The sequence below is a fragment of the Acinetobacter sp. ANC 4910 genome (genome assembly GCF_004331035.1).
Classification (GTDB): domain Bacteria; phylum Pseudomonadota; class Gammaproteobacteria; order Pseudomonadales; family Moraxellaceae; genus Acinetobacter.
Window position 1 is genome coordinate 272,064 of the sequence record NZ_SJNT01000001.1, and the last position, 15,800, is coordinate 287,863.

Annotated in this window: 8 protein-coding genes; 3 read left to right on the forward strand and 5 right to left on the reverse strand. The window is 41.1% G+C overall.

Features of this window, described 5'->3' with window-relative positions:
* A complete protein-coding gene (locus E0H82_RS01215) occupies nt 1-1,350 on the forward strand; it encodes a hypothetical protein (protein ID WP_131262625.1) in 1,350 nt (449 codons plus the stop codon).
* A 74-nt stretch (nt 1,351-1,424) separates the two neighbouring features.
* Here E0H82_RS01215 and E0H82_RS01220 read toward each other — a convergent pair whose 3' ends face one another.
* On the reverse strand, nt 1,425-1,862 hold the full coding sequence (locus E0H82_RS01220; RefSeq protein ID WP_131262626.1) for a hypothetical protein: 438 nt from the start codon (nt 1,860-1,862) through the stop codon (nt 1,425-1,427).
* A gap of 230 nt (nt 1,863-2,092) precedes the next feature.
* Here E0H82_RS01220 and E0H82_RS01225 point away from each other — a divergent pair, with 230 nt between their 5' ends.
* Nucleotides 2,093-2,371, forward strand: coding sequence for a hypothetical protein (locus tag E0H82_RS01225; RefSeq protein ID WP_131262627.1), 279 nt, complete (start codon nt 2,093-2,095; stop codon nt 2,369-2,371).
* 722 nt (nt 2,372-3,093) lie between these two features.
* Here the strand turns inward: E0H82_RS01225 and E0H82_RS01230 are convergent.
* Both E0H82_RS01230 and E0H82_RS01235 read right to left on the reverse strand, forming a co-directional pair.
* Entirely contained in the window at nt 3,094-3,525 is a 432-nt protein-coding gene (locus tag E0H82_RS01230; RefSeq protein ID WP_131262628.1) for a hypothetical protein, read from the reverse strand.
* 330 nt (nt 3,526-3,855) lie between these two features.
* On the reverse strand, nt 3,856-4,185 hold the full coding sequence (locus E0H82_RS01235; RefSeq protein WP_131262629.1) for a hypothetical protein: 330 nt from the start codon (nt 4,183-4,185) through the stop codon (nt 3,856-3,858).
* 398 nt (nt 4,186-4,583) lie between these two features.
* Here E0H82_RS01235 and E0H82_RS01240 point away from each other — a divergent pair, with 398 nt between their 5' ends.
* A complete protein-coding gene (locus tag E0H82_RS01240) occupies nt 4,584-5,750 on the forward strand; it encodes a hypothetical protein (RefSeq protein ID WP_228258605.1) in 1,167 nt (388 codons plus the stop codon).
* Between the two features lie 184 nt (nt 5,751-5,934).
* Here the strand turns inward: E0H82_RS01240 and E0H82_RS01245 are convergent, their stop codons facing one another.
* Together E0H82_RS01245 and E0H82_RS01250 are read right to left on the reverse strand one after the other, a co-directional pair.
* Nucleotides 5,935-6,318: a hypothetical protein gene (locus E0H82_RS01245; protein WP_131262630.1), complete on the reverse strand. Its 384-nt coding sequence runs from the start codon at nt 6,316-6,318 to the stop codon at nt 5,935-5,937.
* Between the two features lie 310 nt (nt 6,319-6,628).
* A complete protein-coding gene (locus E0H82_RS01250) occupies nt 6,629-15,772 on the reverse strand; it encodes a beta strand repeat-containing protein (protein ID WP_131262631.1) in 9,144 nt (3,047 codons plus the stop codon).
* Nucleotides 15,773-15,800 lie beyond the last annotated feature (28 nt).

Sequence of the window (15,800 nt, forward strand, 5' to 3'; positions counted from 1 at the left end):
ATGAAAATTAGTAATAACCTTATTGAGAGTGCTCTTCAATATCCAATCACGGAAGAGGATATTCATATCTTACAAAGCTTTTGTAGGTATGAAACTTTAGATAATATTATTCATGATCTAAGCCTTAAACTACCCACCAAGAATATTGAATACTTATTAATTTTTTGGATTATATCAACATTAAGAACCCCAACTAGTGAAGATAAAATCATAAATATTTTAAATATCATTTATAAGTTCAATAAAGGAGATATTATAAAAATACTAGAATCAAACAACATACAAATTCACCCACAAAATATTATTCTTATTGAAAACCTATTTAGAAATACACAAATCAATAAACAACATACTTTTAGATTACGGCATAATTTAGAAAACATTAGTACTTTTATACAAAGTGAGGATTGGGAAAAAATTTATTCATCACTTCATTTAGCACATACTGAGCTTAAACATTGCATAAATTTTTCTTCGATTTATGCTTTTCACATTCTTGTACAACTAAAAAATAAATCAGAATTATATAAACTTATTAGCGAAGTTAGAGATATACCTACTCTATGGGGGATATTTTCCAATATTGATCCATCTCTCCTTTTAAATCTTACATATGACTCTAACGATCATCATGTAATATTCTGCACACTGTCTTCTTTATTCCCATTTGAGCATAGAGAACAACATCCTTTAACAGAAAATGAGGAGGAATTTGTAGCCAAACTTTTATGTAAGTGTAGTTATGAAAAGGAGTTTTTTTGTAAAATACTAAAAATATTCAATACTTACCCATCAAGAGTACCAACTTTACAAAAAGCTCTAGGCAAAGCTTTAGCCATCGCAAATAATGAGTCCTTTATTAATATTTATATTAATTCTCTATATCTGTACCCTCTTAGTTCTAATGATGAAGGAAGAAAGTGTATAAGGGTATGTCTCGAAGAATTTGAAAGACTCGCTTCCAGTAAGCTTAAATATAGTTTATATGAAAAAGCATTCCACGTTTGGTCAGCATGGAAATTTGATATTCCCCAAAATGGTTATCTATTTGATATAAAATTTTGCTTATTAGATTATGCGGTTGTGAAATATTATAAAAACACATTTTCTGATGAAAAAATTAGCTTTATGATTGAGAAGAAAATTGAAGAAATCTCTGACATTGATAACAATTGGCATGAAAGTGCAACAGACTTTACTGCTCAATGGTACTGGCACTTATCTACTTTACAACCTTTATTCCATCTTCAAATGTTAAACAAGGGTAAAGAACTGAATTACTTGCAAATTAATAAAGAATATAAATTTGAAAAATTAGATAGATTCACAAGCATCCGGATTCGGAGTTAATTATCCTTAAGATCCTATGTAGTGCTTAATACTTAGTAGATTCAAATATATAGTCCACCTATTAAAGTGGTCTTTTATATGCATATTCTTGTATTAATGTACCATTCATTCCTATTCGTAGTGTACCAGTCATTCCTGTTCCGTAACATTTCATCAAATTCACTCTTAGATAGCTCTCTCGCTACCAAATCATCAAATCGATAGATATTTTTAGTCAACATCCAATTACCAAGTGACAGAAGTTCACCATTTGGGATAGGCAACCGATTTAAGATTTCCGTAGGTATCGGTTCATTAGGTGTCAGTTTCTTATGCCAATTAGGTTCAAAGCAATCTAAAGCCGCAAAAATCCAATCATCCCAACTAACATCAACATGGTTACTTTTAGCGCAGATATTTTTCTTTAGAACTCGCTTTTCAATATTCTTTACAAGCCCTTTCAAATTTGCTTTTAAATATTCAGTTCTTAGCGTTAATAATCTTAATGATGCATCTCGTTCAACATAATTCATAAGTGGATATAATGTATATTTTGTATATAAAGCGTAACAATATCAAAAATAAGGAAATTTATAAATCCCTGTTAAATATCAAGAAGTACCTTTACATCTAACAAAATTAGACCTTTAAACCATTTTTTGTTTCATTGAAATGGCTAAATACATCTTTTTAAAACACTTTAGATGTGCTGTAATCCATGCAGCTTATGGATCGTCCATAAGCATTATTTAGGAGTCTAGTCATGAACAATCCTGACAATAATGCAAAACCACCTTCAACCCCTGCCACTGTGATTCCAATCAATTCACACCCCTCTCGCCAAAAGCAGTCTGATCCACTTTATGCATCAAGAACACTGCCTGATGGTCGTGTAATTCATGGTGCAGCAGCATTTAACAACTTGGTAAAAGAACAAGGTGGGCCAACTCAAATGATTACCACTATTGCTAAAAATGCAGCCGAAGTTGCTCTTGGTGATTTCATTGAGAAGGCTACTACTCCTGACCAAAAATCAGGTTAATACCTTTCGATACTTAATTTTATTACTATTTTTCTAATGGTATTTTTCCATACAGGAATAGCGAAAATTAAGTTGTAGCATGATCCCCTCAAAAGGGTGCTAATTGAAAACATTGATCAGTTTTAGTTTCTTTATCATTCATTGAATGAACACTATTTATGATCAATATACATACTGGAACACTTACAATGCATGCCATTAAACACGCATGTATACGTTCCTAAAGCACAAAGGACCTCTCGAATTTAGATTCAAAGGTAATACTGTGCTTTAATGTCATCTATAATTTCTGTGCTTGACATAGGAATCGAATACAGATGATTTGAATACAGAGCAAGTAACTAGCATGTCCCACTATATACATGTGAAAGCGGTTCTAACCCTATACTCGGCACTGCAATTATGCTTTTAACGCTTGCAAGTACGCCATTAGTGAAGCAACGCAATTTGAAGCTTTGTGAACACTAAAAATAGCTGAGAAGTGTAAAACTCATCAGCTTATTACACAGAAGGTTTATAGCTTAGGTGCTATTTACTAATACAAGAGGTTTATAGCTGAGTAGCTATTTACCAATAACAAAGGTTTGTAGCTTAATTGCTATTCACCAATAACATAAGTTTATAGCTTAACTGCTATTCACTAATAAAATAGGTTTATAGCTTAACTGCTATTCACCAACAAAACTGGTTTATAGCTTAATTGCTGTAAACCAGTTTCCTATTTAAATTATCGGATCTGATTCACATTTTTTAAAGATCGTTATCTGATCCTGATGATTAATAAAATCAGATAGCCATATTTTCTTTTTAGATCTAACTTCCGTGCTTTTAATTGCATCAATAGCAAAATATCCATAAAGATTCGGTGGATCTATAACCTGAGCATAAGATTCTATTTTTCCTTCTTTAGAGCTGAACTTAACGTTGTACTTTCCCATTATTTGATTGGTGTTGTCCGTAGACTCATACTCTCTAATATTTGAAGGTTTTTTCAAATATACAAAATCCATCTCATTAAAAGCATCATCAAAAGTTTTATACTTTTCCTGAGCCGCAAAGTGTGCTGATTCAACTTCCCACTTACATTGATAATAAGTGCCTTCTTCGTAATACGGGTTCTCAAACTCAAAAGGTTGCACAGCTATAATAGGCATAGCTACACCATTTTCATAATAAGGCTTCATTTTTGCGTGAAACGTGGCATATCTAACTGCAATATCAGCTTTTTTATTACCCGTACTTTTAGTTATCTCTGCAAATTCAACATTACCTTGAGCATCAGTTTTGATCTTTATTGCGCCTTTAAATACCTTAAGACGTTTGCCGTAAATGGTACGATTAAATTGAACTTGCGGTGCTCTCTCCCATCCAACGGCGTTGTTTTTTTCTCAGCAGCGTGCGTACAAGAAATCGACAGTGCTACAAGCAAAAAAATATACTTCAAGTTACCCCCTAAATATTCGACAGTTATACTTTAATCAACATCAATACTTAACTCTTAGATTCTTTAAGTCTTTTCTTACGCCAAACAATGCTAGTAATGACAATATCCAACTGGCTGCAAAAACCTGTGCCACAAATAAAGCTGTGAAATCAAATGCTTTACTTATTGCATTAGGTTTACCTTGAAAGGTATCAAGCACATTAGAGTGTATGTCATACATTAAAAAGAACATCCCACTAGCCATAAATAAAACATAGCAACAAACTCTAATTATCTCGTATTTTTTTTCTTTCTTCCTAATTTCAGAAACATGTGACCCTTTATCAAGCACTACTTTGTTTGGTTGTTCCGTCTGATTTTCATCAAGCATTCTATTAGAGCTTAATCTTGGAAAAGGTATAAAACAAGCCCGTGGTAAAGATCATCAAGCTTAAATAGCTAACAATCCCCCCCACTTTGCGTACCATGCAAAATAGGTTACTAGAGTCTGATTCGTTGTATAACCGTCAAAATTACCTATATGAGCTATGTCGAGCCTAATTTTCACAGCCATGAAGAAATTCACTAGGAATACAATTATGCAAGCAATAAAGATACTTCTCATAGAAGTGTAATATTTTATCTTTCCGTCAATTACAATTGTTTCAAACTTCATGTGTACTCTTTAAAAACTTGAATGGTTTTGTTCTAAAATTCAAAACGCAGACATGGTTCTAATGGTCAACGTTCTCCATTAGAGTATGAAAAAGCCCATTTCAATCGGGCTATGTGTGTCTAAATTTTTGGTGGCTATTCAAACAGCGAAACTATGGAAGGTTTGAGCTACTTATTCGCAATCTAAATGATGTTTTTGGAGGTGGATGGGCATCTTTTAGAGTTTGGAGAACAGATGTAGATGAAGGTGAAGATGCACCAGTAATGGGGCCTGAAAATGATGACAATACAGACTATGAAACTTCAAAAGGTCATAAAGGTGGATATCAAGGTGTACGAGTAGAAGGAGAGTTTTGGAAGGATGAATGGATTCATCATCAAAGAAAAAGTATACGTGTTCGTAGAGATCAAAACGATACATTACCAAATTTCGTTGTAGAAACTGATGGGACAAGAATGAATGCTGCTTCATTAAACAATGAAGATATAGGTCGTTGGCTATGGTTTCGTTCTGGTGTTGTTAATGAATTGCTTAGTTATAGAGGTTTTTTTCTTGAATGGTATACGGCAGAAACTGGAGCTATTCATTCGACCTCTGGATATAGAATACATTTTGGAGTGAACTCGTCCGATTTCATTACTGTATATGCTTATGATATAGCCCGTTTAGAAGCATGGGAGCAACATGTTTGGGCTGGCCATAACACAGCCCCAGATGGAAAGGTTTCTTCTGAATTACTGATGTCACAGGTTAAGGCAAAACCTGCTTCTACACACGCTGCTGAAACTATGCTATTTGAATGTACCAAGTTGTTAGAAGCAGGGTTCCATAATGAATATGGAATTAAGTTATTTTCACAAGATATAAGTGATACAAACTTTTTTAAGGATATCTCTCGTTTTTCGAGTAAGGATCAGACATCATTATTAAGATTAGCAAAGGAAGTTATCCGTTTTTTCTCTGAGCGTTTGAATAAGGAGCAACTCCGTAAGCTTTCAACGCATAAAGATAAAGAGAAGCTAGGTTCAAATAAACTTCTTGAAAGTATCTTAGCTGATAAGGTTGGAAACGATAAAGCTCGTGAGATTTTTGGAGTGATTGCTGGAGTCTATGATATGCGAAATGGTGATGCACATCAGACGAGTTCTAAGATTGGAGATGCTTTGAAGCTAGCTGGAATTGATGAAAATAGGTCTTATCTTAGACAAGGTGAACAACTTATTTCAAATTTTGGCCAGTCTATTTGGTGGATCGGTAAGTTGTTATTTGGGGAATCATAGTATTAATCTATGAAATAGCCGACGATGATTTTTTATGGTCATATTCTTCCTTACTACACATCTGAAATATAGACAATAAAAAAGCCAGACATCCTCTCTGGCTTTCTCGTATGAACTATATAGGTATGGCCCATCTCCCTGTCTTTACTTGCATTCAACTCTCTTTATATTAATTAATATAAAATTATGGCGCTGTAAGTGATGGAGGATTATTAACTGTTACTTCTGCATCAATATTAAATTGACTTAATAAATTTTTCTGTTTTTCAACTGATAAAAGCTCGCAGTTACAAGGATTATTAATTTGGGTAAAGTTATAATTATATTTTTCGGCATATTTTACAATATTAGCGAATAAAGCCTCAAAAGCATTAAGAGCTGTATCATGCATTTCTGATGATAGAGGTGATTGACTTATATCTACAATAATATCTGTTGGTAATTCTTGTGGCATCCCAGTCCATGCACTAAATTGACCACTATCGGCTTTCTTAATTTCAGTCATAATAGCGAATGGCTGATTTTTTGCGGTAGTTAAATAAAAGTGGAATTCTTGCAATGGGATCATATTTTACTCCTTCTTGAAAACACATTTTCAGAAATTGACATAGGTTGTGTCGTGTTATCCCAAAAATGACATAGGTTGCGTCACTGTTTATTGTCATTATATGTCGCAAGAATTTATAAGTTTTTGAATTTATGTATTCGATAATGACAAAGGATGAGTCGTGTGACGCAAAAAATCCCGCCTTGATGGCGGGATTTTTACATTAGATAGTTCTAACTTTAATGATTCAAACTCAATAAAGAAAACCTCCCCGATAAATCGGAGAGGTTCATTATGTAATTTAAGTCAATCTAGATAAATTACTGATCAATTACAGGACGATCACCCCCATTCCATTCACAATGTCATTATCAACAAACACCGTGTTTGCACCGATTGTGTATTGCGTCATCGTTACACCATTAATGGTAGATTCTGCACCTTTAATCGCGCCAATCATTTGTACCTGATCATGCGAATCCCCAAAAATTTGTAGTGTAGAAGTTCCAGTAACTTCTAGAACATCAGCGGCAGTCAACGTTAATTTCGAACCTTCTGCACCATTACCCAAATCGATACGTTCGATATTGGTAATGTTATTCGATGTGGTTAAATCTAAATCTATGCCATCCAATAGTGTTAAAGTATCTGTACCTGCACCGCCATCAATAGAAACAAAGCCCGTACCTGAAATGATCATCACGTCATTACCATTACCCGCATTGAAAGTATCCGCACCATTGCCATCAATTAACAGGTCATTACCGTCACCACCATTTAAGGTGTCGTTCCCTGCACCACCACGGAGTAAGTCATTTCCAGAACTACCATTTAGCGTATCATCACCATCGTAGCCATAAAGACGCTCATGAATGGTGCCTGATGCACTATTGTTTAATGTATCGTTTGCTGAAGTTCCTTGAATAATATCGGGATTTCCTCCAGACCCTAACAAGTTCTGGAGTACCTGAGCATTCAGTAACGATGAGAAGCTGTCTGAATCTGTTGCACCATAACTATCTTTTGCAGTCACACTGAAACTACCCAAAGCGCTAACATCTAAGCCCGTAACCAAACTGAGTAAATTTACATCGGAATTGAGTTGAATAGTGGCTAACAATTCATTCACTGCTAGATTATCAATGTTTCCACCATCTAGCGCAGTGATCGTTATGGTAGACGTTGCACCAACAACCCCCAACACACCCGATGTATTGTTAATATGAATTTCGAGTCCCAAATCTGCTGCTAATTGAGCAGAAGCAGAGAAGCTCAAGCTTCCTAAATTTACCGTGAGTAGACCATTAAATTTTACTTCTACTGAACGCAAGTTTTGGTTTTGATCGACTGCAATAAAAGCCTGTTGATTCAAGTCAATAATACCAAGTGCATCTACACCAATTAAGCCCAGTAAAGTTGCATCAGTAGCCTGTGCAATCGGTGCTACATTCGGTTGTGCCGAGGTAGATGGTGAAGTTGAGTCAAACGTGATATTGGTTGAAGCAGTATCACCATCATTATCCACAATCACAACATCGAAGGATGAGGAACCATTTAAATCCGTTGAGGTCGTTGCCTGATCAACCAAGAGATTTCCATTTTTGAGTAAATTCGAAATAATCTCTTGCTGAGTAGTATAGCTACCGACTAAATCTACATTGCTAAATGTAATGTGCTGATCAGAAGTTGTCGTTGGTGTTGCAGCCGAAAGCGTACCCGCAGTACTGATATAAAGAATTGTATTGGTGCCATCAAAGACAAAGTATAAATAATTTGCCAAGTTTCCAATACTTGTACCCTTCGCCAATTCACCGACCAATAAGCCACGTAAATCCAGAATATCTCCACCACCCGCAACAGGTTGTTTAGAAAAATCAGTAATGGTATCTACGGCTGGTGTTACAACAGTGCCCTGATCCCCTTTCTCCCAAAGGAAGGTGTCATTGCCCGAACCACCCGTAAGTGTGTCATTTCCTGTACCACCACTTAAAATGTCGTTACCAGCACCACCACTTAAAGTATCGTTACCCGCCCCACCGCGAAGTAAATCATTCCCTTGGTTACCCGTTAAATTATCATTTCCAGCATAGCCATATAACCGATCATCACCATTAGTACCGTTGAGCGTATTTATACCGCTTGTGCCCTCTACCACACCTGCTGGGTCGTTACTCGGATCTAATAGGCTTACACCAAGCAAATCGGTATAAGAGGTAGTTGATGTCACGGGTTGACTATCTGTTGCAGAAATAGAAATTGTCGGTGCTAGACCTAGTGATACTAGATCTATACCATATTGATGAACGTAAACCGTTGCTAAAAATTCATTCAATTTAAAGTTATCAATTGGCCCACCATCTAACGATGTAATGGTGAGTTTAGAATAAGATTGGGTTGTAACTAACAGTAAATTTACAATGTCATTATTTTCTACAACCTTTATTCCAAACTCTGCGGCCATATCAACAGACCAATCTAATTTGTAGTAATTTAAGACTCCAATACTAATGGCAGCACCTGCATTGACTACAACTGATTTAATATCGTTATTTGGATCAACCGCCGTTAAAAGTTGGTTAGTACCAATCCCGATCAAATCTAAGGCCTCTGCATTTACCAATCCTAACAAACTGGCTGATTTGTTAATGCCAACAATTGGTGCTTGAGCTGCTGTTGTTATCGCTAATGAGGAATAACTATAATGCCCCGTCAACATATCGACGACCAGAACTTCCCCCGTGCCTTTGTTGATGGTTAACTCATCATTTACAGCATTGAAGCTGTAAGTAATTGAACCTGCAGCTCCTAAAGCTGAAACTGAATCTGTTACAGATGAATAGCTTAAGGTATAACCATCGACCGTGACACTTTGTACATGACCATGATCTGCGCCATAACTAACGACTAACTCTCCCTCCACAGCAGCAGGCTGTACATCAACACCATATGTAGTACTCGGAGCAGCAATTGGTGAATCATCTTCAACATTAATGACTAAAGTTGAATTGGTTGTTCCAACAGCATCAGTAGAAGCAATGGTAAAACCAAGACCTAAAATATTCTCAAGTGAAGCCATTGAGTGGTCTATCGGCTGTTTCAAGCTAAAGGTATAAGCCCCTGAAGTTGAAAGTGTCAGTACCGCGACCTCTTTCCCTCCTGCTGTTCCTGTCAATGTATAAACACCTGCTGTAAGTGAACCACTCCAAGTCACCGTCTGGCCTCCAGAAATAATACCTGATGGTCCTGCTACGGCAACTGAAGTTAGAGTACCTAAATATAGAGTGTCTGTAATAGACGTCGCATTGGTTGTATCCTCAGGGTTGCCAACAGCATCAGCATTTGCACCTGCAAGCCCTTCTTCTGAGACGGAGACGATCACGACATCGCCTTTGGCGGTACCACTATCTAATGCAAAATTATTTGAAACATCAAAACCATACGAAGTAACTACACTCCCATCTTTTACTGCATCAGGAGCAATCGTAACCACACCTGTAATTGAATCTATACTTACACCTGTTGGTAATGGTGATGGTATTGGATTATTGACAATACTCCACGTACCATCGCCTGCTTGTGATGCAGATAAGACAACAAGAGTATTTTCTTCATCCGTATAATAAATGTCCTGCTCAACATTATCTGCACCTGGAGTTACAGTGACGGAACCATCATCCAATCCAACCACATCGGGCTGATCTGCAGCCGATGGTGTTGTATCATCTGGATATGTTGTATCACTGTCCTGAGCAGTATTGCCTAAAAAGTCTGTACCAATGGAAGTAACAAGACTGCCATCTTTTACGGCATCACGCCCGATGCTGACTACACCCGTTGTACTATTAATACTGACATTCAATGGAGTTGTATCCAAACTCCAAGTTCCATTAGGTGCTTTAGTCGCAGTTAAAGTTACATCAACATCCAATTCATTCTTATAAGTGATGACCTGTTGAAGATTATCATCACCGGGAACAATACCCACTGAACCGCCCAATACTGCAATGACATCTGGTGCATCAGCAACTGTATCTACTATTACATTCTGATTACTGCTGGCGGTGTTGCCTGCGGTATCGGTCACCGTGGCCACCACGGCATAAGTATCATCAGCCAAAGTGGTCCCTGTTAGATCGAGGGTCCAATTCCCTGCTGGATCAACCGTTAAACGTGAGTCGGTAGAAAGATAAGTGGTACTGCCGACTTTCACACTCAGGCTGTTGCCATCATCCAGATCCACCGTACCTTTAAACAGCAAGGTGTTGTCATTGGTGATGAAGTCGGTCGCTGAGCTGCCAGTGTCGTTAGTGATCGAGTCGAAGCTCACGGTCTGACCGTCGTTGTCCGTATCGATCTTGGTATCAATTACCACGTTCTGGCTGGTGCTGCTGGCAGTGTTGCCTGCTGTGTCGGTCACAGTCGCCACCACTGCATAGGTACCATCGAGTAATGCCGAACCCGTTAAATCCAGCGTCCAGTTGCCTAAACCATCAACGGTCAGGCGTGGGTCTGTGGCGAGGTAGGTCGTGCTGCCGACTTTGACGCTGAGGCTATTACCATCATCCAGATCCACGGTGCCTTTAAACAGCAAAGTATTGTCATTGGTGATGAAGTCACTGCTGGAGCTGCCAGTGTCGTTGGTGATCGAGTCGAAGCTCACGGTCTGACCGTCGTTGTCCGTGTCGATCTTGGTATCAATTACCACATCTTGACTGCTTGTACTTAAGCTATTCCCCGCGGTATCGGTGACGGTTGCCACTACGGCATAAGTGCCATCAGCCAAGTTGGTGCCGCTCAGATCCAGGGTCCAGTTGCCTAAACCATCGACGGTCAGGCGTGGGTCTGTAGCGAGGTAGGTCGTGCTGCCGACTTTGACGCTGAGGCTGTTGCCGTCCCCCATATCCACCGTGCCTTTAAACAGCAAAGTATTGTCATTGGTGATGAAGTCACTGCTGGAGCTACCAGTGTCGTTGGTGATCGAGTCGAAGCTCACGGTCTGACCGTCGTTGTCCGTGTCGATCTTGGTATCAATCACCACATCTTGACTGCTTGTACTTAAGCTATTCCCCGCGGTATCGGTCACGGTCGCCACCACCGCATAGCTGCCATCGAGTAATACCGAACCCGTTAAATCCAGGGTCCAGTTACCTAAACCATCAACGGTCAGGCGTGGGTCTGTGGCGAGGTAGGTCGTGCTGCCGACTTTGACGCTGAGGCTGTTGCCGTCCCCCAGATCCACCGTGCCTTTAAACAGCAAAGTATTGTCATTGGTGATGAAGTCACTGCTGGAGCTGCCAGTGTCGTTGGTGATCGAGTCGAAGCTCACGGTCTGACCGTCGTTGTCCGTGTCGATCTTGGTATCAATCACCACATCTTGACTGCTTGTGCTTAAGCTGTTCCCCGCGGTGTCGGTCACGGTCGCCACCACGGCATAGGTGCCATCAGCCAAGCTGGTGCCGCTCAGATCCAGGGTCCAGTTGCCTAAACCATCGATGGTCAGGCGTGGGTCTGTGGCGAGGTAGGTCGTGCTGCCGACTTTGACGCTGAGGCTATTGCCATCATCCAGATCCACCGTGCCTTTAAACAGCAAAGTATTGTCATTGGTGATGAAGTCACTGCTGGAACTGCCAGTGTCGTTGGTGATCGAGTCGAAGCTCACAGTCTGACCGTCGTTGTCCGTATCGATCTTGGTATCAATTACCACGTTTCTACTAATTGAATTACCAGTATTCCCCATTGTATCGGTCACTGTTGCCACTACCATATAGCTGCCATCAGCCAAGCTAGTGCCAGTCAGATCCAGGGTCCAGTTGCCTAAACCATCGACAGTCAGGCGTGGGTCTGTGGCGAGGTAAGTCGTGCTGCCGACTTTGACGCTGAGGCTGTTGCCATCATCCAGATCCACCGTGCCTTTAAACAGCAAAGTATTGTCATTGGTGATGAAATCGTCTGCGGTACCGGTATCATTGGTGATCGAGTCGAAGCTCACGGTCTGACCGTCGTTGTCCGTATCGATCTTGGTATCAATTACCACATTTCTACTAATTGAATTACCAGTATTCCCCATTGTATCGGTCACTGTTGCCACTACCATATAGCTGCCATCAGCCAAGTTGGTGCCGCTCATATCCAGGGTCCAGTTGCCTAAACCATCGACAGTCAGGCGTGGATCGGCAGTGGTGTAGGTGGTTGCACCTACCGTTACACTGAGGCTATTGCCATCATCCAGATCCACCGTGCCTTTAAACAGCAAAGTATTGTCATTAGTGATGAAGTCACTGCTGGAACTGCCAGTGTCATTGGTAATCGAGTCGAAGGTTACAATATCTCCATCACCATCCTTATCCACTTTTGTATCAATCACCACATTTTGGCTGGTGCTGCTGGCAGTGTTCCCCGCAGTATCGGTGACGGTCGCCACCACCGCATAGCTGCCATCAGCCAAGTTGGTGCCGCTCATATCCAGGGTCCAGTTGCCTAAACCATCGACAGTCAGGCGTGGATCGGCAGTGGTGTAGGTGGTTGCACCTACCGTTACACTGAGGCTATTACCATCATCCAGATCCACCGTGCCTTTAAACAGCAAAGTATTGTCATTGGTGATGAAATCGTCTGCGGTACCGGTATCATTGGTGATCGAGTCGAAGCTCACGGTCTGACCGTCGTTGTCCGTGTCGATCTTGGTATCAATTACCACGTTCTGGCTGGTGCTGCTGGCAGTGTTGCCTGCTGTGTCGGTCACAGTCGCCACCACTGCATAGGTACCATCGAGTAATGCCGAACCCGTTAAATCCAGCGTCCAGTTGCCTAAACCATCAACGGTCAGGCGTGGATCTGTGGCGAGGTAAGTCGTGCTGCCGACTTTGACGCTGAGGCTGTTGCCGTCCCCCAGATCCACCGTGCCTTTAAACAGCAAAGTGTTGTCATTGGTGATGAAGTCACTGCTGGAGCTGCCAGTGTCGTTGGTGATCGAGTCGAAGCTCACGGTCTGACCGTCGTTGTCCGTATCGACCTTGGTATCAATTACCACGTTCTGACTGGTGCTGCTGGCGGTGTTGCCCGCAGTATCGGTGACGGTTGCCACTACGGCATAAGTGCCATCAGCCAAGCTAGTGCCGCTCAGATCCAGCGTCCAGTTACCTAAACCATCAACGGTCAGGCGTGGATCAGCCGTGGTATAGGTGGTCGCACCGACACTCACACTCAGAACATTGCCATCTCCCAGATCCACCGTGCCTTTAAACAGCAAAGTATTGTCATTGGTGATGAAGTCGGTCGCTGAGCTGCCAGTGTCATTGGTGATCGAGTCGAAGCTCACGGTCTGACCGTCGTTGTCCGTATCGACCTTGGTATCAATTACCACGTTCTGGCTGGTGCTGCTGGCGGTGTTGCCCGCAGTGTCGATGACGGTCGCCACCACCGCATAGGTACCATCGAGTAATGCCGAACCCGTTAAATCTAGGGTCCAGTTGCCTAAACCATCGACAGTCAGGCGTGGATCTGTGGCGAGGTAGGTCGTGCTGCCGACTTTGACGCTGAGGCTGTTGCCATCATCCAGATCCACCGTACCTTTAAACAGCAAGGTGTTGTCATTGGTGATGAAGTCGTCTGCGGTACCAGTGTCATTGGTGATCGAGTCGAAGCTCACGGTCTGACCGTCGTTGTCCGTATCGATCTTGGTATCAATTACCACATCTTGACTGCTTGTACTTAAGCTATTCCCCGCGGTATCGGTGACGGTTGCCACCACCGCATAGCTGCCATCAGCCAAGTTGGTGCCGCTCATATCCAGGGTCCAGTTGCCTAAACCATCGACAGTCAGGCGTGGATCAGCCGTGGTATAGGTGGTCGCACCGACACTCACACTCAGAACATTGCCATCTCCCAGATCCACCGTGCCTTTAAACAGCAAGCTATTGTCATTGGTGATGAAATCACTGCTGGAACTGCCAGTGTCGTTGGTGATTGAGTCGAAGGTGACGGTGTAGCTTGTAACATCTAAATACGTTGTATCACTGTCGCTCGCAGTATTGTCGAATTGATCTGAACCCACAGAAGTAACAACACTACCATCTTTTACAGCTTCCATTCCTATGGTCACAACACCCGTTGCAGGATTAATACTCACACCTGTCAGGGTACTATCCAAACTCCAGGTCCCATCCGCGGCCTTGGTTGCTATCAGGCTCACTGGCGTATTGCTTTCATCGGTATAGCTGATCACCTGTTTAACATTATCTACACCAGGCGTAACTGTAACCGAACCCCCAACCAGCGCCAATACATCAGGCTTATCAGCAATTAAATCTGAACCTTGAGTATCTGTTTCATCAGCTTTTGCTGTATCGCTATCTGTCGCAGTATTATTATAAGTATCACTTCCCACTGATTGAACATTTGAACCATCTTTGACCGCATCTGGACCAAGCGCAATCAAACCCGTTGTAGGATCAATTGCAACATTGCTAGGCGTTTTATCTAGACTCCATTTACCATCAGCTCCTTTTGTTGCCGTTAAGGTCACAGGATTATTGGATTCATCTATATAAGTCACAACCTGCTTAACATTATCTGCACCTGGTTTTACTGCAACAGCACCAGTCGCCAAAGCCACAACATCAGGTGCATCTGCTGAAGTTGGGGTGCTATCATCTATCTTCGCTGTATCGTTATCAGTAGCCGTATTATTGCTAGTGTTAGTGCCCGTAGAAGTCACTGTGCTGCCATCTTTCACGGCATCCATACCAATAGTCACTAAGCCTGTTGATGAATCAATGCTTACACCTGTTGGCGTTTTGTCTAGAATCCATTGACCATCCGAACCCTTTGATGCAGTTAAGGTCACGGCATTATTAGATTCGTCGGTATAGGTAATGACTTGTTTAACATTATTTGAACCAGGTTTAACTGTAACTACACCGCCATTTAAAGCCACCACATCGGGTTTGTCCGCAGATGGTGCTGGTGTCCCACCTCCACCTCCGCCCCCACCTCCTCCAGCGGCTAAACCTACTAGTGGAATTAAAGCCAGTAACCAATACGGGTTAAACTCATAGGATGCCGAAGTTAAAAGCTCTCCGCCCAAGGCTTGTCCAACACTGACTTGATCAGCCAGCATACTGACTGCATGCTGCTGTGCACCTGTTTCAGGGACATAAGCGTAATAACTACCATTTTCATGCAAACCAATAAGCAGATTGGTTGTAGTTCCATCTGTTCCGTAATAACCTTGAATAATAAGATCAGGATCAAGTGCGTTCACACCATCATCTTCAAAACCGATATATAGATCATTACCTACACGCTGAATTTTGATATTTTCTGGCGCAAACTGAGTTGCATCATCAATCAACTCGTAATTAATGCCTTTTTGCGCCTTAATCGTAACAGGCTGATCGTGATTTTTAGTAACTTGCAAAGCCGAAATAATGGTTTTCGCATCATGTAATTTTATAGTGACTGTTTGATTTGGCATTTTATTTATCCTTTTCTTATAACTTGTT

What these genes read in the sequence shown, in the direction of transcription:
- E0H82_RS01215 (WP_131262625.1), top strand. Translation starts at nt 1, where the DNA reads ATGAAAATTAGTAATAACCTTATTGAGAGTGCTCTTCAATATCCAATC.
- E0H82_RS01220 (WP_131262626.1), bottom strand. Translation starts at nt 1,862, where the DNA reads ATGAATTATGTTGAACGAGATGCATCATTAAGATTATTAACGCTAAGA.
- E0H82_RS01225 (WP_131262627.1), top strand. Translation starts at nt 2,093, where the DNA reads ATGAACAATCCTGACAATAATGCAAAACCACCTTCAACCCCTGCCACT.
- E0H82_RS01230 (WP_131262628.1), bottom strand. Translation starts at nt 3,525, where the DNA reads ATGCCTATTATAGCTGTGCAACCTTTTGAGTTTGAGAACCCGTATTAC.
- E0H82_RS01235 (WP_131262629.1), bottom strand. Translation starts at nt 4,185, where the DNA reads ATGCTTGATGAAAATCAGACGGAACAACCAAACAAAGTAGTGCTTGAT.
- E0H82_RS01245 (WP_131262630.1), bottom strand. Translation starts at nt 6,318, where the DNA reads ATGATCCCATTGCAAGAATTCCACTTTTATTTAACTACCGCAAAAAAT.
- E0H82_RS01250 (WP_131262631.1), bottom strand. Translation starts at nt 15,772, where the DNA reads ATGCCAAATCAAACAGTCACTATAAAATTACATGATGCGAAAACCATT.